Raw genomic sequence first — 23,835 nt, 5'->3', positions numbered from 1 at the left:
CATATTAAATATTAATAGGCACATTAACAAGGGCCCTGTCGATGCCAAAAAGCACTTTATCTAATCTCACAATCGCGACGATGAGGGATCATTCCGGCTATGGACTGATTGAAAATGGCGCGATTGTTCTGGATGGCTCCTCGATTGTCTGGGTCGGGTCTTCCGACACTCTGCCAGCTGAATTTTCGTCTCTGCAAAGCACGGATTTTGAAGGCCGGTTGGTAACGCCGGGCCTGATTGACTGTCACACCCATCTTGTCTATGGCGGCAGCCGCGCCCGCGAGTTTGAAATGCGTCTGAACGGCGCAAGCTACGAAGAAGTGGCCCGTGCGGGCGGCGGCATTGTCTCGACCGTCAGCGCCACGCGTGAAGCCTGCGAGGCTTCCCTGTTGGCCGATGCCCTGATCCGCGCCGATCAGCTAATCGCTGAAGGGGTCACCGCCATCGAGATCAAGTCCGGCTACGGCCTCGATCTTGAGACCGAACGCAAAATGCTGCGTGTGGCCCGCACACTGGAAGCCATGCGCCCCATCCGGGTGCGCACCACCTTCCTTGGCGCTCATGCGACGCCCAAAGGCATGGATTCGGACGCCTATCTCGATGAGGTCTGCCTGCCCGCCCTTGAGGCGTGCCATGCGGAAGGGCTGGTCGATGCGGTCGATGGTTTTTGCGAAGGCATCGCTTTTTCCCCCGCCCAGATTGAGCGGGTCTTTGAACGCGCCCAAAGCCTTGGTCTGCCGGTCAAACTGCATGCCGAACAGTTAAGCAACATTGGCGGCACGCCCCTTGCCGCCCGTTATAATGCGCTGTCCGTCGATCACGTGGAATATGCCAATGCAGACGACGCCAAGGCCTTGGCCAAATCCGGCACAGTGGCGGTCCTGCTGCCCGGAGCCTTCTACACCTTGCGCGAAACACAGGCCCCACCGGTCGATGCCTTGCGCGCTGAAGGTGTGCCAATGGCGGTTGCCACCGACTGGAATCCCGGTTCTTCACCGCTGGGCTCTCTGCTACTGGCGATGAATATGGCCTGCACCTTGTTCCGCCTCACCCCGGCAGAAAGCCTTGCTGGCACCACCAAACAGGCAGCCCGCGCTCTGGGCTACAGCGATGCGGGTATCATTGCCCCGGGCATGCGGGCTGACCTCGCCATCTGGGATGTCACCGACCCGGCTGAATTGTCCTATCGCATTGGCTCCAATCCGCTGCACAAACGCATTTTCGGAGGGCTCGCATGAGCATCACCCTAATTCCCGGCAGCACAGATCTGGCGGTGCTGGAAGCCATTTGGCGCGGCGCAAGCTGCGCCCTTGATGCCGACGCAAGGAAAGCCGTCGAGGCTGCCGCAGCCATCATCCGTGAAGCCGCCCAAGGGCCGGTCCCGATCTATGGCGTCAATACCGGCTTTGGCAAACTGGCTTCCATCCGCATTGCGCCCAAGGATACAGAAACCCTCCAGCGCAATCTGATTCTGAGCCATTGCTGCGGCGTTGGCGAAGCGCTGGATACCGCCTCGACCCGCCTGATGATGGCCCTAAAACTTCTGTCTCTTGGCCGCGGCGCATCCGGTGTGCGCTGGGAGGTATGCGCCCTCATCGAAGCGATGCTGGAAAAAGGCATTGCCCCGGTCATTCCGGTGCAGGGCTCTGTCGGGGCGTCGGGCGATCTCGCCCCTCTGGCCCATTTTGCCGCCACCCTGATTGGCGAAAGCGAGGTCCTCTACGAGGGCAAGCGCATGCCATCGTCCAAGGCTTTGGACCAATGCGGCCTGAAACCTGTCGTGCTGGGCCCCAAAGAAGGCCTCGCCCTGATCAATGGCACGCAATTCTCCACAGCGCTGGCCCTGACAGGCCTGTTCAAGGCCTTTGCCATGCTGCGCAACTCGGTCCTGAGCAGCGCGCTCTCCACTGATGCCATCATGGGTTCCACCCAACCCTTGCAGCCTTCTATTCATGCCCTGCGCGGCCAGCCGGGCCAAATCGACGTCGCCCGCGAAATGCGTGCCCTGCTCGATGGCAGCGAAATCCGCGAAAGCCACCGCGAAGGTGATACGCGGGTGCAGGATCCCTATTGCATCCGCTGCCAGCCACAGGTCGCCGGCGCTGCTCTCGATCTGTTGCGCTTTGCCGGCCGGACACTGGAAATCGAGGCCAATGCGGTCACTGACAATCCGCTGGTCACCGAAGATGGCATCCTGTCGGGCGGCAATTTCCATGCCGAACCGGTCGCCTTCGCCGCCGACCAGATCGCGCTGGCCCTCTCGGAAATCGGAGCCATAGCGCAGCGGCGCGTCGCCCTGATGGTTGACCCGACCCTCAGCTTTGATTTGCCGCCTTTCCTCACCCCGAAACCGGGCCTCAATTCGGGCTTCATGATTGCCGAAGTCACCACCGCCGCCCTGATGAGCGAGAACAAGCATCTGGCCAATCCCTGCTCGACCGACAGCACCCCAACCTCGGCCAATCAGGAAGACCATGTCAGCATGGCTGCCCATGGGGCCCGCCGCCTCGACCGGATGGCCGCCAATCTGTCGGTGATCCTTGGCGTTGAAGTTCTTTGCGCCGCGCAGGGCATCGAGGCCCGTGCCCCCCTTAAAACCGCGCCACGCTTGCAACAGGCCATCGCCACCTTGCGTCAGCAAATCCCAACCCTTGACGAGGATCGTTTTCTGGCCCCCGACATCGAGAAAGCAGCACAGCTCGCAGCCGATGAAACGCTGGTCAAGACCGTCAATCTGGAGATTCAACCATGAGCCTTCTCGACATCAAGCAGGGATCATCGCCTCTGGTGCTGGGCTTCCCCCACACCGGCACCGAAGTGCCTGCGGACATTGCCCTCAAGTTGAACGATAACGGCCTGAAACTGAGCGACACCGACTGGCACATTCACACGCTCTATGAAGATCTCGCCCCAGACGTCACCAGTGTGCGCACCAAGATCCATCGCTATGTGATCGACGCCAACCGCGACCCGAGCGGGGTCAGCCTCTATCCGGGCCAGAATACCACAACGCTGGTGCCGACCACCGATTTCGACGGTGTTGCAATCTGGAACAATGAGCCGACCCCTGAAGATATCGAAGCCCGGCGTCTCGCCTACCACGCCCCCTATCACGCGGCATTGCAGGCCGAGATCTACCGCGTCAAGGCAATCCATGGCTTTGCCATTTTATATGATTGCCACTCGATCCGCTCAGACATTCCCTTCCTGTTTGAAGGCATTCTGCCCGATTTCAACATCGGCACAAATCTTGGCACGACCTGCGCCCCGAGCATCGAGAAGGCCGTGGTCGACATTTGCGGTGCCGCCGAAGGCTATTCCAGCATTCTCAATGGCCGCTTCAAGGGCGGCTGGACCACACGCTATTACGGCCAACCAGAGGATGGTGTCCATGCCATCCAGATGGAACTCGCCCAATCTAATTACCTCGCAACCGAAGCCGCCCCGTGGGACTATGACAGCGCAAAGGCCGAGCGCCTGCGCAACCATCTGCGCACGATTGTGAGCACGCTCATCGAATGGAGGCCATGATGACCGATCCACGCAAAAATTCCCGTGACATCTTCCCGCCGACCGGCACAGAAATCACTGCCAAAAGCTGGCTAACCGAAGCGCCGATGCGGATGCTGATGAACAATCTGCATCCAGATGTCGCCGAAAATCCGCACGAACTGGTCGTCTATGGCGGCATTGGCCGCGCCGCCCGCACATGGCAGGATTTTGACCGCATCGTCGCCACCCTGAAAGATTTGGAAGCAGACGAAACCCTGCTGGTTCAGTCCGGCAAGCCCGTCGCCGTGGTCCGCACCCACAAAGATGCCCCGCGCGTGCTGATCGCCAATTCCAATCTGGTGCCAAACTGGGCCAACTGGGATCATTTCAACGAGCTCGATAAAAAGGGCCTGATGATGTATGGCCAGATGACCGCTGGCTCGTGGATCTATATCGGCACGCAGGGCATCGTTCAGGGCACTTACGAAACCTTTGCCGAAGCCGGTCGTCAGCATTATGACGGCGATCTGACCGGCAAATGGATCCTCACCGGCGGCCTTGGCGGCATGGGCGGCGCTCAGCCACTGGCCGCGGTCTTTGCAGGTGCTTGCTGTCTGGCGGTAGAATGCAACCCGGACAGCATCGACTTCCGCTTGCGCACCAAATATCTCGACGAGAAAACCGACAGCCTTGATGAAGCGTTGGAGATGATCGAGCGCTGGACCAAGGCGGGCGAGGCCAAATCTGTTGGACTGCTGGGCAATGCCGCCGATATTTTCCCACAAATCCATCGCCGAGGCGTCCGCCCCGACATCGTCACCGATCAGACTTCGGCCCATGACCCAATCAATGGCTATCTGCCACAGGGTTGGAGCGTCGCCGAATGGAAGGAAAAGGCCCAAACCGCACCCAAGGAAGTCGAAAAAGCCGCCCGCGCCTCAATGAAGGTTCATGTCGAAGCCATGGTGGCCTTCCACAAGGATGGCGTCCCCACCGTCGATTATGGCAACAATATCCGCCAGATGGCGCTGGAAGAGGGCTTGGAAGACGCCTTCGCCTTCCCCGGCTTCGTGCCAGCCTATATCCGCCCGCTCTTCTGCAAGGGCATCGGCCCCTTCCGTTGGTGCGCCCTTTCCGGCGACCCGGAAGACATCCGCAAGACCGATCAGGCGATGAAAGAGCTGTTCCCGGAGAATAAGCATCTGCACAATTGGCTGGATATGGCGAGCGACCGCATCGCCTTCCAAGGCTTGCCTGCCCGCATCTGCTGGATCGGCTTGGGAGATCGTCACCGTGCGGGCCTCAAATTCAACGAAATGGTCGCCTCGGGCGAGCTGAAAGCCCCGATTGTCATTGGCCGCGATCATCTGGACAGCGGCTCGGTCGCCAGCCCCAACCGCGAAACCGAAGCCATGCAGGATGGCTCAGACGCCGTTTCCGATTGGCCCTTGCTCAATGCCTTGGTCAATACCGCCAGCGGCGCGACATGGGTCAGCCTCCATCATGGCGGCGGCGTCGGCATGGGCTTCTCCCAGCATTCGGGCGTGGTGATTGTTGCCGATGGCACCGAAGATGCCGCCAAGCGGTTGGAGCGCGTGCTGTGGAACGACCCGGCCAGCGGCGTCTGGCGTCATGCAGACGCAGGCTATGATATTGCGCTTGACTGTGCCCGCGAACATGGATTGAAATTGCCGGGCATCCTCGGCAACTAAAAAGCAAAGCGATTCAAAAGACATAACAAGAATAAGGGCAAAGCAAGCCCATCCACACATCCACCTTCCCAGAGGAGTTATCAAATGGAAAGAAGAACCTTTTTGAAAGCAGGCGCTGCTGGCATCGCCGCAGGCGCCCTTGCCACGCCGGCCATCGCACAAGGCAAAATGCAGTGGAAAATGGTCACCGCATGGCCAAAGAATCTGCCCGGCCCCGGCGTTGCCGCCCAGATGCTGGCAGACCGCATCACCGCCCTGTCCGGCGGTCGCATTGAGGTCAAGCTCTTTGCGGCAGGCGAACTGGTTCCCGGTCGCGGCGTGTTTGATGCGGTCAGCGAAGGCACCGCCGAGCTTTACCATGCCGTGCCTGCCTATTGGGGCTCCAAATCCAAAGGCATCCTGCTGTTTGGCTCCCAGCCATTTGGTCTGCGTGCCGACGAACAATTTGGCTGGCTCTATCATGGCGGCGGTCAGTCGCTCTATGACGAAATGTATGGCCGCTTCAAGATCAAGCCATTCCTCTGCGGCAACTCCGGCCCGCAATGGGGTGGTTGGTTCCGTAACGAGATCAACTCTCCGGATGATCTCAAGGGCCTGAAATTCCGCACCACGGGTTTGGCTTCCGAAATGGCATCCAAACTCGGCATGGCCGCCGAAGCCATGTCTGGCCCCGCCATGTTCCAGGCCCTGCAAACCGGCGCACTGGATGCGGGTGAATTTATCGGCCCATGGACCGACAGCGCCCTTGGCTTCTTCCAAGTGGCCAAAAACTATTATTGGCCGGGTGTGGGCGAGCCTTCTTCGGCTGAAGAATGCGGCGTCAATGCCGATGTCTATGCAGGCCTGCCGGACGATCTGAAACAGGCCGTCAGCCTTGCTTGTGAGAGCCTCTATAATCCGGTTTGGACCGAATATACGACCAAACATGCGGCAGCCCTCAAGAACATGGTCGAAAAAGAAGGCGTTCAGGTCAAAATGTTCCCTGAAAGCGTCATCAAGGCCATGGGCAAGGCAGCAGGCGAAGTGATTGACGAACTGCGTCAGGATGACGACGAGCTGGTCAAGCGCATCACCGAAAGCTTCGTCGCCTACCGCGATAGCGTCGGTGGTTACATGACCTTTGCCGACAATGGCCAGATGAACGCCCGTGCGTCCATCATGGGCTATTGATCGGACAGTCCTCGACGCATTTACACCATCTATAATATGCCTATCTTTGGTCCGGCGCACAGACATGCGCCGGACTGAAGGAAAGGAACAGCATGGATAAGGTCATAACCGGCCTTGAAGCCGTCAATCGCGCCGTTATGGCCTTTGTGCGCTGGCTGGCCGTTTTGATTGTGGCGGTTCAGTTCATCATCGTTCTCGGACGCTATGTCTTTGGCGTCAATTCCATCGCCGCTCAGGAAAGCGTGCTTTATATGCACGCCACCCTCTTCATGCTGGCCGGGGGCTATACCCTGCTGATTGATGGGCATGTGCGGGTTGATGTTTTTTATGCCAAATTCTCCCCCCGCATCCGCGCCGCGATCAATATATTCGGCCATCTATTTTTGCTGATGCCCTCTATGCTCGCCCTGATCTATTGGTCATGGCCATCGGTCGCCAATTCTTGGGCCATTCTTGAAGGCCCCATTGCTGTTGGCGGCATCAAGGCGGTCTTCCTGATGAAATCCCTCATTCCCGCCTTTTGCTGCCTCATCATGCTGCAGTCACTGGCCTGCCTTGTCCGCCATGTCAGAGAGCTGACCAAGGGGAGCATTGAGAATGCTTGAATATCTTGATCTCCTGATGTTTGGCACGCTGGTTGTGGCCATTCTGTCCGGCTTCCCGGTGGCCTTTGCCATTGCGGGCACGGCCGTCATCTTCGCCTATCTCGGCTGGTCCGTTGGTGCGATGGACATCAAACTGCTCGGCGCACTCGGGCAGCGGGCCTTTGGCCTTCTCTCCAATCAGGTGCTGATCGCCATTCCTGTCTTTATTCTGATGGGGGCAATCCTTGAGAAAAGTCGCGTCGCCGAACGGTTGCTCGAAACCATGGGCAGCCTGTTTGGCTCCATGCGCGGGGGCCTTGGCATCTCTGTCGTGCTGGTCGGCGCCTTGCTTGCCGCTTCCACCGGCATTGTCGGCGCGACCGTGGTGGCGATGGGCATGATCGCCCTGCCGACCATGCTGCGCACCGGCTATAACAAACCGCTCGCCGCAGGCATTGTCTGCACCTCGGGCACCTTGGGGCAGATCATCCCGCCTTCGACCCTGCTGATCATCCTGTCCGACGTCATGTCAAATGCCTATCAGCAGGCCCAATATGAACAGGGCAAATTCACCGTCGAAGCCCTGTCGGTGGGCCAATATTTTGCGGCAGCGCTTGTTCCCGGCCTGCTGCTGGTCATGCTTTATCTGATCTATATCGTCATTCGCGCCAATCTGCGGCCCGACGACATGCCTCCCGTCTCCACCAATGGCGAACGCCCCAGCTGGAACACGGTGTTTGAAGCCATCATCCCGCCGATCCTGCTGATCTTTGCGGTGCTCGGGGCCATTCTGGGTGGGGTAGCCACCCCAACCGAAGCCGCATCCGTCGGGGCGGTTGGTGCCTTGCTGATGGCAGGCCAACGCTATGGCATTTCCCGCAAATTGATCATTCTTGGCGCGGCGGCCTTCCTGCTGGCAGGCATTCTGTCGGGCTTTCATCCGGTCCGTCTGCAAAGGGACAATCTCGACGTCACCGACATCGCGCTGGGTGCAGCCAATATCATTCTGCTGGTCATCGGCATCATTGCTGCGGGTATTTGCCTGCGGCGGGCCATGCGTTCTGGCATGATGCGCGAAGCAGCCACCTCGACCACCACCATGACGGCAATGATCTTTGCCACGATCCTTGCCGCCAGCTTCTTTTCGCTGGTCTTCATTGGTCTTGGCGGCGAAGAGCGTGTGGCCGAGATCCTCAAGCAAATGCCCGGCGGTCCGACCGGAGCCCTCTTCTTCACCATGCTTCTGCTGTTTGTCCTCGGCTTCTTCCTCGATTTTGTCGAAATTGCCGTGATCGTCCTGCCTCTGGTCACCCCGCAGCTGATCCTGATGGGACATGATCCGGTTTGGCTGGGCATTCTCATTGCCATCAACCTGCAGACCAGCTTCCTGACCCCACCCTTCGGCTTTTCGCTGTTCTACTTACGCGGCGTGGCACCAGATGACGTGCGCACCATCGATATCTATCGGGGGGTCTTGCCCTTCATCGGCCTGCAGATCGTTGGCATTCTCCTGATCTGGTCGATGCCATGGATTGCCACCACATTGCCGTCCCTGATTTTCTGACCGCAAACAGGCGCAACTGGCAAACACACTGACTTAAAAAGATAAAACCAGAGGAGCATTGAGCGTGCTCCTCTGGTTTCTTTGTGGTCAGGGCTTGGCTTCTGGCACGGCAACCTCCATCCCCCACAACGCGAACCCACACTTTTTGCCTGAATTCAAGCGAATTATTCAAACTGGCATAGAACTGTAGTCGGGTTGTCATAAAGACTGTGTAGGGTAATAATTGCACACGCGTGCAAGACCATAACAACAAAAATTTGCACACGCGTGCACATTGTTTCTGAACATATCGTTTCAAACAGGTGACAACACACTCTCGGAGGAATAACCCGATGCAGATCACCAAGACCCTCAAGGTTGCTGCCCTTACCACAGCTCTTGCCCTCTCCGGCACCGCAGCTTTCGCCAAGGATTTCACCATCAGCGTCTGGGCTGGCGGTTCAAACCAGAATGATGCCTACCGCGCTGACGCCATTGAAATGGCCGCCGACATTCTGACCCGCGAAGCTGCGATCCGCGGCGAGGAAATCAACATCACCGTCGAGAAAAAGCTGTTCAATGACGGTTGGGACAATTTCAAGCAAGCCGTCACGCTGGCCGCTGAATCCAAAACCGCTCCACACATCATTGTCACCTCTCATGCGGACATTGCCCCATGGTCCCAATCCGGCCTGATCCGCCCAATCGAGGATTATGTCGATCTTGACGCGTGGCCGCTTAATCAGATCTATGACAATCTGCTCGAAATCACCTCCTATAATGGTCAGGTCTGGGGCATTCCGCAGGATGCCGAATCCCGCCCCTTCTTCTTCTGGATCCCGCATCTCAAAGCCATCGGCTACAGTGACGAACAGATCGAGGACCTGCCAGCCAAAGTCGAAGCGGGTGAATATACCCTCTATGACGTGCTCGAAGACGCCAAGAAAATTCAGGACAAGGGCCTCGTTGAAAAGGGCAAGGGCTTCTCCCCTCGCGTCTCCAACGGCCCGGATTACTGGCAATTCTATCAAAGCTTCGGCGGTGAAATGCTCGACAAGGAAAGCGGCAAGCTGATCTTTGACAAGCAGGCCATGACCGACATGTTCCAGTTCTTTGCCGATGCGGTGAAAATGGGCGTCACCTCTTCCACCCATCTGGGCGGCGACTGGGGCCAATGGTACAACGAAGTCGCCAACGGCAAGGCCGGCACATGGCACGGTGGCACATGGCACTATGCCCGTTACACCGGCAAGGAAGGCCTTGATGATTTCTTCGGCAACATCCAGTTCTCCCTGATCCCGACTGGCAATGACAAGGGCCACGCCAACACCATCACCCATCCGCTGACCTATCTGATCTCCAGCACCGGTGATGATGAAGTGGCAGAAATCGCAGCCCAGCTCGTCTCCATCGCGTCCGAGCCACGCCTCAACACGCTGCATGCAATCAAGTCAGCCCATCTGGGCATTGGCCGCGAACAGTCCAGCATTGCGCTCTATGCCAATGACCGTTGGGCGTCTGAGGCCACCGACCGCCTGCTCGGCCATGCCAGCGCCATGCCAAACAACACCGATTTCGGTGCCTACTGGCAGATCATGTTCAAGGGCCTTGAGGCCGCTTGGACCGGTCAGAAATCGGTTGCGGATGCGGTCGCCGGTGTGGAAGCCGACATCAAGTCTTCCATGGCCGATGCCGTGATCATTAAATAAGGCAGCACTGCCTCTCCAGAGGCGTCGGGTGCATCAAGTCGTGCCCGGCGTCCCCTTCTCGCTTTGACGCAACACTTCTGTCGCACCAAGGAAGCACGAGACATGCGCGCCCGCACCAGCCTCCTAGGGCTTGGCTTCATGACGCCAGCCCTGATCATGGTCCTGACCTTTTTCCTTCTGCCGGTGATCTTGACCGCCGTTTTCGCCTTCACCAACATGTCCACCGCTACGGGCATCAGCGGTGGCGACTATCTGCTCTCGCCCACCACGCTGAAGGCAATGAAAGAGGACGATCGTTTTGACCCGCCCTTGCTTGAGGCGCTTGGCAGTACCTCCTATCAAGTCGATGCCGCCGCGCTGGAAAAAGCCAAGAGCGAGAAATTGAAAGCCGCTTTCCTCAGGGAAATTGAAAAGGAACTGAAGGGCAAGCGGTTTCAGTCGCGACGCCAGATGGAACGCGCCCTGAAGAAGCTGAAATCCCGGCCACGCAGCATCCGTGCCCTGAAACAGGCGACGGAACCCTTTTCCCGCTCGATCCTCAATATCCGCTTTGACAAGGAAGGCGACCTTCTTGCCGCTCTGGATGAAATCGGCATTGAGGCCAGCGACAGCCAGAAGAAGGCCATTATCGCCCACAGCTATACCGGATGGAGCTGGACGAGCGACAATTTCACCACCTTGCTGCAAAAGCCCGGCACATGGACCGTTGCTTTCAACACGTTGATCTATGTCTCCTTGACCCTTTGCTTCAATGTCGGTTTCGGGTTGTTCCTTGCCATCACCACCTTCTACTTGCCCGCCGGACAGGCCGGGTTTTTCCGCGCTGTTTGGCTGTTGCCGCGCATTTCGCCGCCGGTTCTCTATGTGTTGCTCTGGAAGTGGTTTACATGGGATGGCGGTTTCATCTCTACCATTACAGGCTGGTTCGGCGCTCCCGCTTTCAACTTCATGCTTGGCTCGATCTCCAGTGCATGGACCGTGGTCATTCTGATCAACGGATTTGTTGGCGCTTCTCTGGGCATGATCCTGTTTTCCTCGGCAATCAAGGCCATTCCCACCACCATGCTCTATGCCAGCGAAGTGGATGGGGCTTCCCGCTGGCAGCAAATCCGCCGGATCATCCTGCCACAATTGCGCTGGCCAATCCTCTTCATCACCTCCTACCAGACCCTCTCTTTGCTGACCTCGTTCGACTATATCCTGCTGTCGACTGAAGGCGGCCCGGGCGGTTCAACCACCCCTTGGGCCTTGGAGGCCTATTTCGTGGCGCTCAACAATTATGCGGGCAATCTGCAATATGGCTATGGCGCGGCGATGGCCTTGGTGCTGGTCACGGTGGGCATCAGCCTGTCGCTCCTCTATCTGCGGCTGTTCAAGTTTGACGATCTCGTCAGCAAACCGCGCATTGAAAATTAGGGAGCTGGCATCATGTCCCATCAAACCACACGCAATTACCAGAGCTGGCCGGTCCTGTTGATCCTCGCCCTCTTCTCCTCACCTATCCTGATCATGTATGTCTATCTCTTCATAGACACGATCTCCAACACCGAACCGGGGTCGCTGATCCCGTCCGAATTCACGCTGGAGCATTGGCGCTTCCTGTGGGAGACCGACACCGGCACCACCAATATCTGGGTGGCCACGCGCAACACCCTGATCTTTGCCTCGACCAACACGGCGATCATTCTCAGCGTGTCCCTGACCGCGGGTTATGCGCTCTCCCGGCTTAACATGCCCTTTCGCGCCTTCTTTCTGGCAGGCGTTCTGACGCTCCACGCCTTTCCCACCATCACCTTGGTGATCGCCCTCTTCATCGTGCTGCAAATGGTCGGTCTCTATAACACCCTGATCGGGGTCATCCTGATCAAATCGGCCCTGATGCTGCCCTTTGGTATCTGGGTGATGAAGGGTTTCTACGACACCGTGCCATGGGAAATCGAAATGGCGGGGGTTCAGGATGGCGCCCATCGCTTCACCGTCTGGCGGCGCTTGGTGCTGCCGCAAATTCAGCCCGGCTTGATTGCCCTTGGGGTCTTTGCCTTCCTTGATGGCTGGAGCGAATATATCCTGCCACAGATTTTCGCCCCCAGCGCCAATGTGCAGGTCCTGTCTGTCTATCTGGCCTCATTGATTGCCGATGACCAGAAATTCGACTTCAATCTCTTCAAATCGATCGGGCTCTTCTATGTCATCCCGGTCATCATTCTCTATCTCATCTTCCAGAACAAACTGATGAATATCTACGGTGGAGGCACAAAAGGCTGATGCGTATCCTTCTCGACAAATTCTCCAAACGCTTTGGCGACGTCACCGTCATCGACGAAATGGATCTTGAGATCAAAAGCGGCGAAATGATTGCCCTGCTTGGTCCATCCGGCTGCGGAAAGTCCACCACTCTGTTCGCCATTTGCGGCATTCATCAGGTCAATGGCGGCCGCATCCTGTTCGGCGACAAGGATGTCACCCACAGCACGGCGCAGGCCCGCAATGTCGGCGTGGTCTTCCAGAATTATGCCCTTTATCCGCATATGAATGTGTTTGACAACATCGCCTTCCCGCTGACCGTGCGCAAAGATGACAAGGCAACCATCAAGCGCGAGGTTGAGGCCATTGCAGCGCTCGTTCATATCAGCGAATTGCTGGAGCGCAAACCGGCCCAATTGTCCGGTGGCCAGCAGCAGCGTGTGGCTCTGGCCCGCGCCCTCATCCGCAAGCCCGACGTCCTGTTGCTCGACGAGCCCCTTGCCAACCTTGACGCCAAGCTGCGCCTTGAAATGCGCTCGGAAATCCGCCGCATTCAGTTGGAGACCGGCATTTCAGCCATTCTGGTGACCCATGATCAGGTCGAAGCCATGTCCATGTGCGACCGTATCGCCATCATGAATGATGGCAAAATCCTCCAGATTGCCACTCCCAACGACATGTATAACAACCCGGACACGGATTTTGTCGCTGGATTCCTTGGCAACCCACCGATTGCCTTTTTGGAAGGCCAAGCGGTCGATGGCCATTGCCAACTGGCCGACACCGACATCCGCCTGCCTCTGCCGGAGCATCTGTCCGACCTCAATGGACATCAGCCGATCCGCCTTGGGGTCCGGCCAGAGCTGGTCGGCAACAAAGATGGGACGGATGTGTCTGGCACCATCAGTTTTGTGGAAACACAGGGCCGGGAAAATCTTTATGACATCACGCTTTCAAATGGCGCCATTATCCGCTCTATTCAGCATGTCCGCGACGATGTAAGGCTTGGTGACGCGGTCACATGGCCGATCGATTGCAGCAAAATGCTGGTCTTTGACCAGAACGGAACCCGATTGTAATGACATTTGCCAAAAAAATCGCTGCCCTAGGCTGGCCAAATAGCCGTTTCGATGGACCGGCCATCATCGGCCATCGCGGCGCGTGCCACCACGCCACCGAGAACAGCTTGGATGGCTTCGTGCTTGCCAGCAAACTCGGGGCCGATATGTGGGAGTTGGATGTGCGCCTGACAGCCGACGGCACATGTGTCGTCAGCCATGATGATGACCTGTCCCGTGTCTTTGGGGTCTCGGCAAAGCTCTCCGAGTTGACCATCGCCCAATTGGAAGCACTGGAGGGAGTACATGTCCCCACCTTTGATGAGGTGATCACCCTGGCGATCCTGCTCGAAGCAGGTCTCTATATCGAGATCAAGGCAGATGGTGCAGGCCCGGCGGCTTTGGCTCTGTTGCAGCAAAGTGGCTTTGCCTATGCGGCGCTCGGCTCTTTTGATCCCACCCATGTCGCACAACTCGCCGCTCTTGATTGTCCTTATCCCCTGTCGGTACTGGTGCGCATCGGCGACGATCCGTTCGAACAGGCGGCCAATGCCAGAGCGGATGCCATTCATCCCTGCTGGGAACGCGCCTCCGACCGACCAGACCAATTGCTGACCCCTGATCTGATGCAGCGAGCCAAAGACACGCAGCTTCCAATCATTCTCTGGCATGAAGAACGACCGGACGTCATCAAAGCCATCATGGCGATGGATGTGTTTGGCGTCTGCACCGACCGGCCCGAGTTGCTGGTGCCCTATCCCGGCTCGCCCTCCCGCCCAACACCTTTGCCCAAAGGCCCTGAAGTGGTCTGTCATCGCGGGGCCAACAAGCTCGCCCCGGAAAATACCCTATCCGCTGCCTTGATGACCTTCGAGCAAGGCTTTGACTGGCTGGAACTCGATATACGCCAATCCTTGGATGGAGACCTGTTCGTCATTCATGACGAGACACTGGACCGCACCACCAATGGACGCGGCCCTGTCGCCAGCCACAGCGCCGAGCAATTGCGAGCCCTTGATGCTGGCAGTTGGTTTGATCCTCGTTTCACCGGCACCAAAATCCCGACCTTTGAAGAGATCATCGATCTGGCCAAGGCACGTCAAAAAAATCTCTATGTCGAGATCAAGCAGGCCGACCCGGCCAAGGTGCTGGATCTCATCAAGGCCAAGGATTTTATGGCCCATTGCTTCTTCTGGAGCTTCAACCATGCTCTGAGCGATGAAGTCCGACGTCTGGCGCCCGATGCCCGGATCATGGCCCGCACGCTCGATTTCCCGACCATTAGCGAGGCCATTGCCAGCGTCGGGGCCGAGATCATCGAGGTCAATATGGCCGAGGAGCAAGTCGAGGAGAAAGCCACCAATATACACACCAGCGGAGCCAAGCTGATGCTATGTTACAACGGCTCGGACCGCGCGGTGATGGAGCGCATGCTTGCCCTTGCCCCCGATTTGGTCAATCTGGATCAACCCAATCTCTGGAAAGAAGTCTGGTATCAGGCCCAGAGGCGACATGCGAAAGAGACTGTGGCCCCATGAGCGATAGCAGCGACGAACAGGACAGCATCAAGCCGGTCACCTCAGTGGATGTTGCCAAACGGGCGGGCGTGTCCCGCTCGGCGGTGTCGCGCACCTTCACACCTGGCGCATCCGTCGCCCCAGCAACCCGCGAGCGGGTGCTCAAGGCGGCAGATGAATTGGGCTATCGCGTCAATCAACTGGCCCGCAGCCTGACCAACAAGCGCTCCGATCTGGTCGGCATTGTCGCCGCCAATATGGACAATCCCTTCCGCGCCCAGCAGGTCGAGCATATTGCCCGTGCCTTGGTCAATGAGGGTTACCGCCCAATCCTGTTGCCCGCGGAGGCCCATGAAGATCCGCGCCGGGTCATTGGCATGCTGCTCGAATATAATGTGTCCGGTGTCATTGTCACCTCCGATACCCCGCCGCAAAGCATCTGTCAGGAATGCGTCTCTCTGGGGGTGCCGATGGTGTTGGTCAACAAGGCTGAGATCGACGCCAAGGTGGACCGGGTTCTGCTCGACAACCACAAATCCGGTGCGCTGGCGGCAGACTTTCTGATCCGTCACGGCTGCCACCATCTCGCGGCCATAGGCTCGGAGAAGCCATCCTACTCTCTTTCCATCCGTCTGGAGACTTTTGAGAAAGCCGTCAGGGCATCCGGCACCCACAGCAGTGGCCGCTACACAGCTCCCTTCCAGAATTATGAGGGTGGCTATGAGGCAGCCCGCAAATTGTTCGAGAGTGGCGTTGCGGTCGACGGCATTTTTTGTGTCACCGACTATATGGCTCTTGGTACCCTTGACTATATCCGCCTGCACACAGATAAACGCATCCCAGAAGACATCCAGCTGATCAGTTGCGATGACATTCTGCAGGCGGATTGGGCGGGCTACAATCTCACCACCATCCGTCAGGATACCGAAGAAGTTGCCCGCCGGGTGGTCTCCACCCTGACCATGCGCTTTGAACAACCGACCGCACCGTCGCAGACCAACATTGTCGATGTTTTCATCGTCGAGCGCGGCACAACAAAAACAAGTGGAACGACCGAATGATCGAAGAGCGTTATGCGCTGCTGCAAACCCTTGCGAAAGAAGCTGGGCAACTGGCGCTGAACCATTTGCAGGCCCTGAAGGAAAATCGCTTCCCCATTGAAGTCAAGGGGCCGCAGGATTTCGTCACCAAGGCGGACCGCGATGTCGAAACCTTCATTCGCACCAAACTCAAAGAGGCCTTCCCCGAAGATGGCTTGCTGGGCGAAGAGCATGGGCTGGAAGCGGGCAGCAACGGCTTTACCTGGGTCATCGATCCGATTGATGGCACAGCAAACTATATCCGCAGCATCGATCAATGGGCCATTTCCATCGGCCTCGTATCAGCTGATCGCATGGAAGCAGGCGTCATATATGACCCTATGCGCGATGACCTCTACCGTGCCGCCACCGCACAAGGCGCCTTTCTCAATGACAGTCCGCTGGCCAAGGCCAAAACGGAAGCGCCGACCGACCCTATCCTCATTCTGGGTCGCTCCAAGCGCAAACCCTTTGACTCCTACCTCAAGACCTTGTCTTTCCTTGAGAGCAAAGGCATCGAATATCGCCGCTTTGGCTCGGCCGCCATGGGGCTGGCGCTGGTCGCAACCGGACAGGTGGATGGTTATTTCGAGGCCGATCTCAATCCGTGGGATTGCATGGCCGGCCTGTTGATCATCAAGGAGATGGGCGGAGTGATCGCCGCCGGGGAACAGGCCTTTGAAAGCCTCCAAAACCAACCCATCTGTGCCGTTCATCCCTATATGAGAGACGAAATGACCGCGCTGCTGGCCATGATTGCCGAGATCGAGTGACAAAACGAACGCCGAAGGGGACAAACCCTCAATGCAGATCAGCGATGTCATAGGCCTTTTGCACCTTATCGAGCGCCATGACATCACGCTCTGGATCGATGGTGGCTGGGGCATTGATGCCCTGCTCAAACGGCAAACCCGACCCCATGGGGATCTCGACATCGTTGTAGAAACCCGCACACTGCCCCGCCTCATCGCGCTTCTCTCTGAAGAGGGATTTCAAAGGCTGGAAACACCAGATTCCCGTGACTGGAATTTCGTCATGGGCGACATAATGGGGCGCCGAGTGGATTTCCATGTCATCACGCTCGATGATCGGGGCAACGGTCTTTACGGTCCCGTCTCTGGCGGGCAAGCCTATCCCGCTTCCGCGCTAGAGGGCAAAGGACAAATTGGAAACCATCCGGTGCACTGCATCTCGGCGGCCTATCAGGTGGCTTCGCATGATGCGGGCTATCCACTGCGCCCTCAGGATTATCAGGACATGCAGGCCTTGTGCACGGCCTTTGCCCTCCCCTTACCGGACCGCTTTTTGCCGCCTCAAGCGTGAGGAACAGACAGCACAGCTCCGATTTCCTCGGCAATCAGATTGCGCATCCACCCATGGGCCTCGTCCTTGTGATGGATCGCATGCCAGCACAATTGATAGCAATTGTTATGGGGCGGCATCGGCAAGGAACGATAGGTTGTTGCATAGCGTTGCTGCGCTTTGACCGCGACATGTTCGGAGACGATCAGCAGAAAATCACCACCAGAGACAATTTCAAAGGCTGCGGAGAAGAACGGCACCACAAGTGCCACACGCCGCGTGAGTTTCTTGGCTTCCAGAGTGCGGTCAAAGAAGCGGTCCTTGTCGCCACCACTGGTGATCAACACAAAAGGATAATCGAGCAACGCTTCAAGTGTGAGGTCATCTAGTCTCGAAAGCGGATGGTTGTCGGCCATCAGACAGACCGACCGATCGCCACCCAACGGCACCGAATGGACATTCTCTGGCAATGTCGGATTGGCCAGACAGACAAAGTCCAGATGCAACTTGCCCAACTGTCCCATCCATTCCGGTTTCATCATCTCATAGACAACATCCACATCGGGCGCCTCATAGGTCAGCCGCTTGGCAATGGCAGGAAAGTGGAATTGCGCCACATAATCCGTGCTGGCAAACCGAAACTGACGCTGGCATTCATGGGGCCGGAATTCGCTGACCTGTGTCAGGGAGTCGATGTCAGTCAAAATGCGCTGCAATTTTGGCAACAGCTTCTCTGCTTTGACGCTCAACCAGTAGACATTGCCTTCCCGGATCAGCAAAGGGTCGTTGAAATAGTTGCGCAGCTGGCTCAATTGCTTGCTGATCGCCGACTGCGTCAGGAACAGTTTGTCCGCCGCACGGGTCAAGTTGCGCTCTTCAAGCAGGATGCGCAAGGTCAGCAATTGATTGAGATTGAGGCGTTCCATATGAGTTTTCGGACACTGAAGGCAGAAGCACTATTCCCCGGAGGAATAGAGCATTCGCATCTCCCTTTCAATGGCCTATAAGACGAGGCTTTTGCCATTGGCACGGAGCCATAAAACGCAAAAGGCCCGCCCAGTAGGACGAGCCTTTTCATGCAAATGAACGCTTCTTCCGATTACCACAAGGCAGGTTCCAGAAGGGATGCGGGAAGGGTCCGAACGGGTGTTGGACGTTTTTTTGCGTCATAGGCCAGCTCGTCGACATAGAAATAAAGGGCAGCCATGAACGGGCTGGCAAGGACAAGGCTCAAGATCAGAAACATGGGATCACTCCAGGCAAAGGGTCTGCCGTCTACCCCTCCCTAGGATGCGACATGACTGTGAGTTAACACAGCTTCCTGTCAGGAAAGAAGTGAATTGCATTCCCGAATGCTATGCCTGAAATTCATAGGCTTCATCCTTTCGCTAGGCGCAAATTACGCGACGTAAACTGACAATTACGCGACGTAAACTGGTAGATGCATTTTTAGCCCATATTTCTGCCAAAACACGAAAAACCCCGCTGCAGGAGAACAGCGGGGCTTGGCCTTTTATCCAAAAGCTTTTGTGACGACAGTCTACATGAGGCTGATCTTGACTGCGCCTTTCGGCCCCTTATGGAGCGACCTTGTATCCAGCAGCAGCCATCACGCGCAGCAATTCCTTGTGGCCTTTGACCGCCATGTCATAAGGCGGATTGGCGACCGGATCCTGCTCGGCTTCCACCACGAACCAGCCTTGATACTGTTTCTCGGCCAGCAACTTGGTCAGCGCCTCAAAGTCCAGAGATCCATCGCCGGGCACAGTGAAGGCCCCCTTGACCACCGCATCAAGGAAGCTTTCCTTGCTGCGATCAAGCCCATTGATCACATCCATCCGCACATCCTTGGTGTGGACATGGGTGATGCGGGCAAAGTGATTTTCCACCACGCGGAAAATGTCACCGCCAGCAAAGGCCATATGACCGGCATCAAACAGCAAAGGCACAGAGCTGTGTTTCATGAACAGATCCAGCTCAAGCTCGGTTTCCACCGCAGCGGCCATATGATGGTGATAGGAGATCGGCATGCCCTGCTTGCCGCACCAATCGGCAAAGTCGGACATTTTCCGACCATAGACTTCCATCTCGGCTTCGCTCAATTTTGGCTTCTCAGCCAATGGTGTGTCCTTCAGACCCTGCACCGAGCGGGCGGTTTCGCCATAAACAATGCACGGTGCATTGGCTGCCTTGAAGAAGGCCATCTGTTCGGCGATGCGGTCTTTTTCGACCTCGATATCGCCATCGAGCAGCAGACCGGAGAACCAGCCGCCACAGACCGAAATGCCGTAGCGATCAAGGATCGGCCCCAACTCTTCCATATTCATCGGGAACCGGCGACCGGTTTCCATGCCCGTAAAACCAGCATCCGAAGCCTGACGCAGGCATTCCTCGAGGCTTACGTCATCGGACAATTCTTCCAGATCATCATTCCACCATGCAATTGGGGCAATCCCCAGTTTGGCTTCCAACATCGTCTCTACTCCCTGACGTGTTTCAATAAGACAAGCATTTGACTTGGTTCAATTTATACCCGCGCACGGGCCCGATCCCAGATGGAACAAAGGCGCTCATACCGTGCTGCCATTTGCAGAACGGCCTCCCGGTCACTCATTTGACCAATCATCCAATCCCGGGCAGCGTCGCCAAAGATCGAGCGACCGACAGCAAAGCCCTTGACCAGCGGAAAGGCAACAGCCACCTCGAAAGACGCCGCCAAGTCAGCTTCCGGCGCATCCAAACCCAGCACCACGATGCCGCGCACATTGGCGTCATTCTCTTCAATCGCACTCACCGCATTGGTCCATGCTGCAGCATCAATCATCGGCTCAAGCTTCCACCAATCGGGATAGACACCAATCTCATAGAAGCGACGGATCAGCTTGGCGGTGGTATCCGCATCGACCGGCCCGACCTTGGAGGGGATCACTTCAAGCAGGAAGTCCAGCTTGTTGGCGCGGGCCGACAAAAAAAGCTGTTTGACTGTGGCTTCCTGTGTGGCCTGCATCTCGGCATCATCATCGGGGTGGCAGAAACAGAGCACCTTGACCACATGCTCCCCGGCCCATTCCGACAGACCAGCCCCATCGGGCCCCACTTGCGGTTCCAGTTCCAACGGCCGCGATCCCGGCCATTCGCATGGACGACCGATCCACAACCCGGAGCCCGTTGCCTTGTCGAGCGCATCCATGCCAATCCGCGCGTCACACAGAATGCCAAATCCATGCGCCCCGTGCTGCACCTTCAGGGCCGCTTCCAGACAAAGCTCCTTGAACCGCCCGCCTTTTTCAAGACTATAGCCTTCCATTTCTTCGAGTTGCATGCGGTGATCGAAGGCGAAAGTCCGCAGATCGCTCCAATCCACCTCACGTTCGGCAGGACAGCGCAGTTGCTCTGGCAGTTCCGAATTGATGCTCATGTCAGTTCCTTTGCAAATGGTCTGAGCGCAGCCCCTTCGCCGACAGCTCCAACAGTTTGGTGCGCCTTCCTCAATCAGCCATCTCCCCCGGAAATTTTGTCCCTCTCAGGGTGGGCATCGCTTCGGCCAAAGCACACAAAGTCCCGATAAGTAAATGCTTGTAGACAGGATGGGTCAAGCCAAAATGAAATATATTCACCGATCAATTTAATTTATGAAATAAATATTTCATTTTTGACTTGGCTCAATTTCATCGGGCCTTGACGCGCCTATCGCTGGTGCATGTTGCAAAAGGGAGGGGACCCCTAAGAAGGATGAACCGTGCGGCCTATTGCGCCCACTGCCACGCCATCCCCCGGGCCAGACCCGAACGCCCCACCCTGCATCAAAGTGCTTTTGACAGCGTCGCTGTCTGACTGGAGGATCCTAGGATGGAAGTTAAACGCCTGAAATTTTGCGTCGACAACGAGTGGCGCGAGTCGAAAACCAAAAAATACATGCCAGTGATGAACCCATCGACCGGTCAGTTGATCGCCGAGGCTCCCTGCTGCACGCAGGATGAGGTGGATGCTGCCGTTGATGCCGCATCGGCTGCCTTTCCTGCATGGCGCGACACGCCACTGCCGATCCGCATCCAGTTGATGTTCCGTTTCAAGCAACTGCTTGACCAGAATCTTGATGAACTGACCGAGCTGCTCGCCACCGAGAATGGCAAATGCCTTGGTGAAGCCCGCGGTGATGTGCTCAAGGCCATCGAAGTGGTCGAATGCGCCTGCTCCAGCCATTATCTGATGCAGGGCGACACCTGCATGAATGTCGCCAACGGCTATGACACGGTCTCCTATCGCGAACCACTGGGCGTCTTTGCAGCCATTGCACCTTATAACTTCCCGGCCATGATCCCGATGGGTTGGATGATTCCATTCTGCATCACCACCGGCAACACTGTCGTGTTGAAAGCCGCCTCCATGGTGCCGCAGACCGCGTCGCGCATGCTGGAACTGCTGATCGAAGCTGGCCTGCCAAAAGGCGTCGTCAACATCGTCACCTGCTCACGCGTTGAAGCCGACACCCTGCTCAAGCATCCGGTCATCAAGGGTGTGACCTTTGTTGGCTCCACCTCGGTCGGCATGCATATCTACCAGACCGCAGCCGCCCACGGCAAACGGGTGCAGGCCCTGACCGAAGCCAAGAACCACGCGCTGGTGATGGAAGATTGTGTTCTGGAACGCTCTGTCGCTGGCATCATCAACTCCACCTATGGCTGCGCCGGTCAGCGCTGCATGGCGCTGCCTGTTATCTGTGTGCAGGAATCCATTGCTGACGAATTCGTCGCCATGCTGGTTGAAAAAGCCAAACAGCTCAAAGTCGGCCCGGCTTACCTGCCAGACTCCCAGCTCGGCCCACTTGTGTCCGCTGGTCAGAAAGAATTTGTCGAACGCTCCATCCAGCGCGGTGTCGATGAAGGTGCCGATCTGGTGCTAGACGGTCGCGGTGTCGCGGTTGAAGGCGCAGAAGGCGGCTTCTATGTTGGCCCGACCATCTTTGACAATGTCAAACCGGGCATGTGGATCGGCGATGAAGAAATCTTCGGCCCGGTCACCTGCATCAAACGGGTCAAGGATTTCGAAGAAGGCCTGGCCATCATGAATGCCAACCGCTTCGCCAATGGCTCCTGCATCTACACCACTTCGGGCCGCCTTTCGCGCGAATTTGCCCGCCGGACCGATGGTGGCATGGTCGGGATCAATGTTGGCATTCCTGTGCCTTACTCAATCTTCCCATTCTCCGGTCACAAGCAGTCCTTCTTTGGCGATCTGCATGCGCTCGGCAAGGACGGGGTGGCCTTCTTCACTGAAACCAAGTCTGTCACCTCGGTCTGGTTCTCCGAAGAAGACGCCAAGAAGTCCGTTTCCACCTGGGACGGCACCCTGACCAGAAACTGATCAATCCATCGGAGGGGGGCGTGGCTCCCCTCTTTTTCTTTCCTGATGGCATACCCAAAGAGAGATCATTGCCGAAAGTTGTTCTGGCAATCCCTTCGACGGTTCAATATCTTGGGGTAAATCCTTACTCTGCAGACCATCAGGACCGCCCAAGATGAATGCTGACATGCCCGCTGCCAAAAATGTAACCGAATTGCTGGAACAGATCCGCACCGATTATGACGGACTGAGCAAGCGCCTGCAGCAGGTCGCCCATTATGTGACCAACAATCACAATAGTGTCGCCTTTGACACCATCGCGGTCATCGCCGAGAAGGCGGAAGTCCCTCCCTCCACCATGATCCGGTTTGCCAACAGCTTCGGCTTTACCGGTTTCAATGACATGAAGCAGCTGTTCCGTGACAAGCTGTTGGAGGAAACGCCGAGCTATACCGAGCGGGCCAAAATGACCAAAGCCTTCGTGGCCGAGGCAACCCCTGCGGACCGCTCGCGCAAGATCCTAGCCGACTTTGCCGATGCCACGATTCTGTCCCTTCAAAACGTAACCGAATCCATTCCCGCCGAAAGCCTGCAAAGAGCCATTGACCTGCTGGCAGAGGCCCGTAGGATTTACATTGCCGGGATGGGCCGCTCCTTCAGCCTTGCAGTCTCCTTGCGCTATGCGCTTTATCATCTCGAACGCAGCGTGGTGATGATTGACGGGTTGGGCGGCATGCATCGCGAACAAATGGGCAGGATAGCCAGCGACGATGTGCTGGTCGCCATCAGCTACGCGCCCTATTCAAACGACACCCGCGCCGCAACGGAGGCCGCCAAGAAAGCAGGCGCCGGGTTGATTGTCATCACGGACAGCCAGATCAGCCCCATCGCCACTTTGGGCGATGTCTGCTTTGCCATTGACGAACCCCATATCGACGCTTTCCGCTCGACCGCTGCCACCCAGTGCCTAATCCAGTCCATCGTCGTGGCTCTGGCCTATCAGATCAGCAACAAGGCCCCGGAACCAGACACAATGCCCCATAAGGGCAACTGATTTCATCGCTCCTCCTTCCCGGCACCCG

General features: G+C 57.1%; 20 protein-coding genes and 1 pseudogene. 17 read left to right on the top strand and 4 right to left on the bottom strand.

The window, feature by feature from the left end; all coding sequences use genetic code 11:
- Positions 1-80 precede the first annotated feature (80 nt).
- The 15 genes from hutI to FDK21_RS03445 all read left to right on the top strand — a co-directional run bounded on the left by hutI (position 81) and on the right by FDK21_RS03445 (position 17,431).
- A complete protein-coding gene (hutI, locus tag FDK21_RS03515; protein ID WP_246657475.1) occupies positions 81-1,238 on the top strand; it encodes an imidazolonepropionase in 1,158 nt (385 codons plus the stop codon).
- On the top strand, positions 1,235-2,752 hold the full coding sequence (gene hutH / locus FDK21_RS03510) for a histidine ammonia-lyase (protein ID WP_138147530.1): 1,518 nt from the start codon (positions 1,235-1,237) through the stop codon (positions 2,750-2,752). Before hutI ends, hutH begins: the two co-directional genes overlap by 4 nt.
- Positions 2,749-3,531, top strand: coding sequence for an N-formylglutamate deformylase (gene hutG / locus FDK21_RS03505; protein WP_138147529.1), 783 nt, complete (start codon positions 2,749-2,751; stop codon positions 3,529-3,531). The genes hutH and hutG overlap by 4 nt, the downstream gene beginning before the upstream one ends.
- Positions 3,531-5,204 (top strand): urocanate hydratase, encoded by a 1,674-nt coding sequence (hutU, locus tag FDK21_RS03500; protein ID WP_138147528.1) that lies wholly within the window; start codon positions 3,531-3,533, stop codon positions 5,202-5,204. The genes hutG and hutU overlap by 1 nt, the downstream gene beginning before the upstream one ends.
- An 84-nt stretch (positions 5,205-5,288) precedes the next feature.
- The gene (locus tag FDK21_RS03495) at positions 5,289-6,374 is read left to right on the top strand and encodes a TRAP transporter substrate-binding protein (protein WP_138147527.1); all 1,086 of its coding nucleotides are present in this window, start codon (positions 5,289-5,291) and stop codon (positions 6,372-6,374) included.
- A 92-nt stretch (positions 6,375-6,466) separates the two neighbouring features.
- Positions 6,467-6,979, top strand: coding sequence for a TRAP transporter small permease subunit (locus tag FDK21_RS03490; RefSeq protein ID WP_138147526.1), 513 nt, complete (start codon positions 6,467-6,469; stop codon positions 6,977-6,979).
- Positions 6,972-8,522: a TRAP transporter large permease subunit gene (locus FDK21_RS03485; protein WP_138147525.1), complete on the top strand. Its 1,551-nt coding sequence runs from the start codon at positions 6,972-6,974 to the stop codon at positions 8,520-8,522. Before FDK21_RS03490 ends, FDK21_RS03485 begins: the two co-directional genes overlap by 8 nt.
- 332 nt (positions 8,523-8,854) lie before the next feature.
- Complete coding sequence (locus tag FDK21_RS03480) at positions 8,855-10,210, top strand: extracellular solute-binding protein (protein WP_138147524.1); 1,356 nt, start codon at positions 8,855-8,857, stop codon at positions 10,208-10,210.
- A gap of 102 nt (positions 10,211-10,312) precedes the next feature.
- Positions 10,313-11,626, top strand: coding sequence for a sugar ABC transporter permease (locus FDK21_RS03475; protein ID WP_138147523.1), 1,314 nt, complete (start codon positions 10,313-10,315; stop codon positions 11,624-11,626).
- A 12-nt stretch (positions 11,627-11,638) separates the two neighbouring features.
- On the top strand, positions 11,639-12,475 hold the full coding sequence (locus FDK21_RS03470; RefSeq protein ID WP_114009159.1) for a carbohydrate ABC transporter permease: 837 nt from the start codon (positions 11,639-11,641) through the stop codon (positions 12,473-12,475).
- A complete protein-coding gene (locus FDK21_RS03465) occupies positions 12,475-13,533 on the top strand; it encodes an ABC transporter ATP-binding protein (protein WP_138147522.1) in 1,059 nt (352 codons plus the stop codon). Before FDK21_RS03470 ends, FDK21_RS03465 begins: the two co-directional genes overlap by 1 nt.
- Positions 13,533-15,050 (top strand): glycerophosphodiester phosphodiesterase family protein, encoded by a 1,518-nt coding sequence (locus FDK21_RS03460; protein WP_138147521.1) that lies wholly within the window; start codon positions 13,533-13,535, stop codon positions 15,048-15,050. The genes FDK21_RS03465 and FDK21_RS03460 overlap by 1 nt, the downstream gene beginning before the upstream one ends.
- A complete protein-coding gene (locus FDK21_RS03455; protein ID WP_171021934.1) occupies positions 15,047-16,090 on the top strand; it encodes a LacI family DNA-binding transcriptional regulator in 1,044 nt (347 codons plus the stop codon). Before FDK21_RS03460 ends, FDK21_RS03455 begins: the two co-directional genes overlap by 4 nt.
- Positions 16,087-16,881: an inositol monophosphatase family protein gene (locus FDK21_RS03450; RefSeq protein ID WP_138147519.1), complete on the top strand. Its 795-nt coding sequence runs from the start codon at positions 16,087-16,089 to the stop codon at positions 16,879-16,881. Before FDK21_RS03455 ends, FDK21_RS03450 begins: the two co-directional genes overlap by 4 nt.
- Before the next feature lie 31 nt (positions 16,882-16,912).
- Positions 16,913-17,431, top strand: a complete 519-nt coding sequence (locus FDK21_RS03445) for an aminoglycoside nucleotidyltransferase (protein ID WP_138147518.1) — start codon at positions 16,913-16,915, stop codon at positions 17,429-17,431.
- Here the strand turns inward: FDK21_RS03445 and FDK21_RS03440 are convergent.
- From FDK21_RS03440 to FDK21_RS03430, 4 genes and pseudogenes are all read right to left on the bottom strand, one after another.
- Positions 17,422-18,336, bottom strand: coding sequence for a LysR family transcriptional regulator (locus FDK21_RS03440; RefSeq protein WP_114009164.1), 915 nt, complete (start codon positions 18,334-18,336; stop codon positions 17,422-17,424). The genes FDK21_RS03445 and FDK21_RS03440 overlap by 10 nt on opposite strands.
- Before the next feature lie 173 nt (positions 18,337-18,509).
- Positions 18,510-18,656: a hypothetical protein gene (locus tag FDK21_RS20555; protein WP_171021933.1), complete on the bottom strand. Its 147-nt coding sequence runs from the start codon at positions 18,654-18,656 to the stop codon at positions 18,510-18,512.
- 331 nt (positions 18,657-18,987) lie between these two features.
- Complete coding sequence (gene iolE, locus FDK21_RS03435) at positions 18,988-19,881, bottom strand: myo-inosose-2 dehydratase (RefSeq protein ID WP_138147934.1); 894 nt, start codon at positions 19,879-19,881, stop codon at positions 18,988-18,990.
- A 56-nt stretch (positions 19,882-19,937) separates the two neighbouring features.
- A pseudogene (locus FDK21_RS03430) lies at positions 19,938-20,831 on the bottom strand (DUF2090 domain-containing protein); the annotation flags it as partial.
- Between the two features lie 428 nt (positions 20,832-21,259).
- Here FDK21_RS03430 and FDK21_RS03425 point away from each other — a divergent pair.
- Complete coding sequence (locus FDK21_RS03425; RefSeq protein WP_138147516.1) at positions 21,260-22,774, top strand: CoA-acylating methylmalonate-semialdehyde dehydrogenase; 1,515 nt, start codon at positions 21,260-21,262, stop codon at positions 22,772-22,774.
- Positions 22,775-22,928: 154 nt separating this feature from the next.
- Positions 22,929-23,807, top strand: a complete 879-nt coding sequence (locus FDK21_RS03420; RefSeq protein WP_246657474.1) for a MurR/RpiR family transcriptional regulator — start codon at positions 22,929-22,931, stop codon at positions 23,805-23,807.
- Positions 23,808-23,835: the final 28 nt, after the last annotated feature.

The organism is Cohaesibacter sp. CAU 1516 (genome assembly GCF_005771485.1).
Classification (GTDB): domain Bacteria; phylum Pseudomonadota; class Alphaproteobacteria; order Rhizobiales; family Cohaesibacteraceae; genus Cohaesibacter; species Cohaesibacter intestini.
This window is presented reverse-complemented; position numbering and strand designations above follow the sequence as displayed.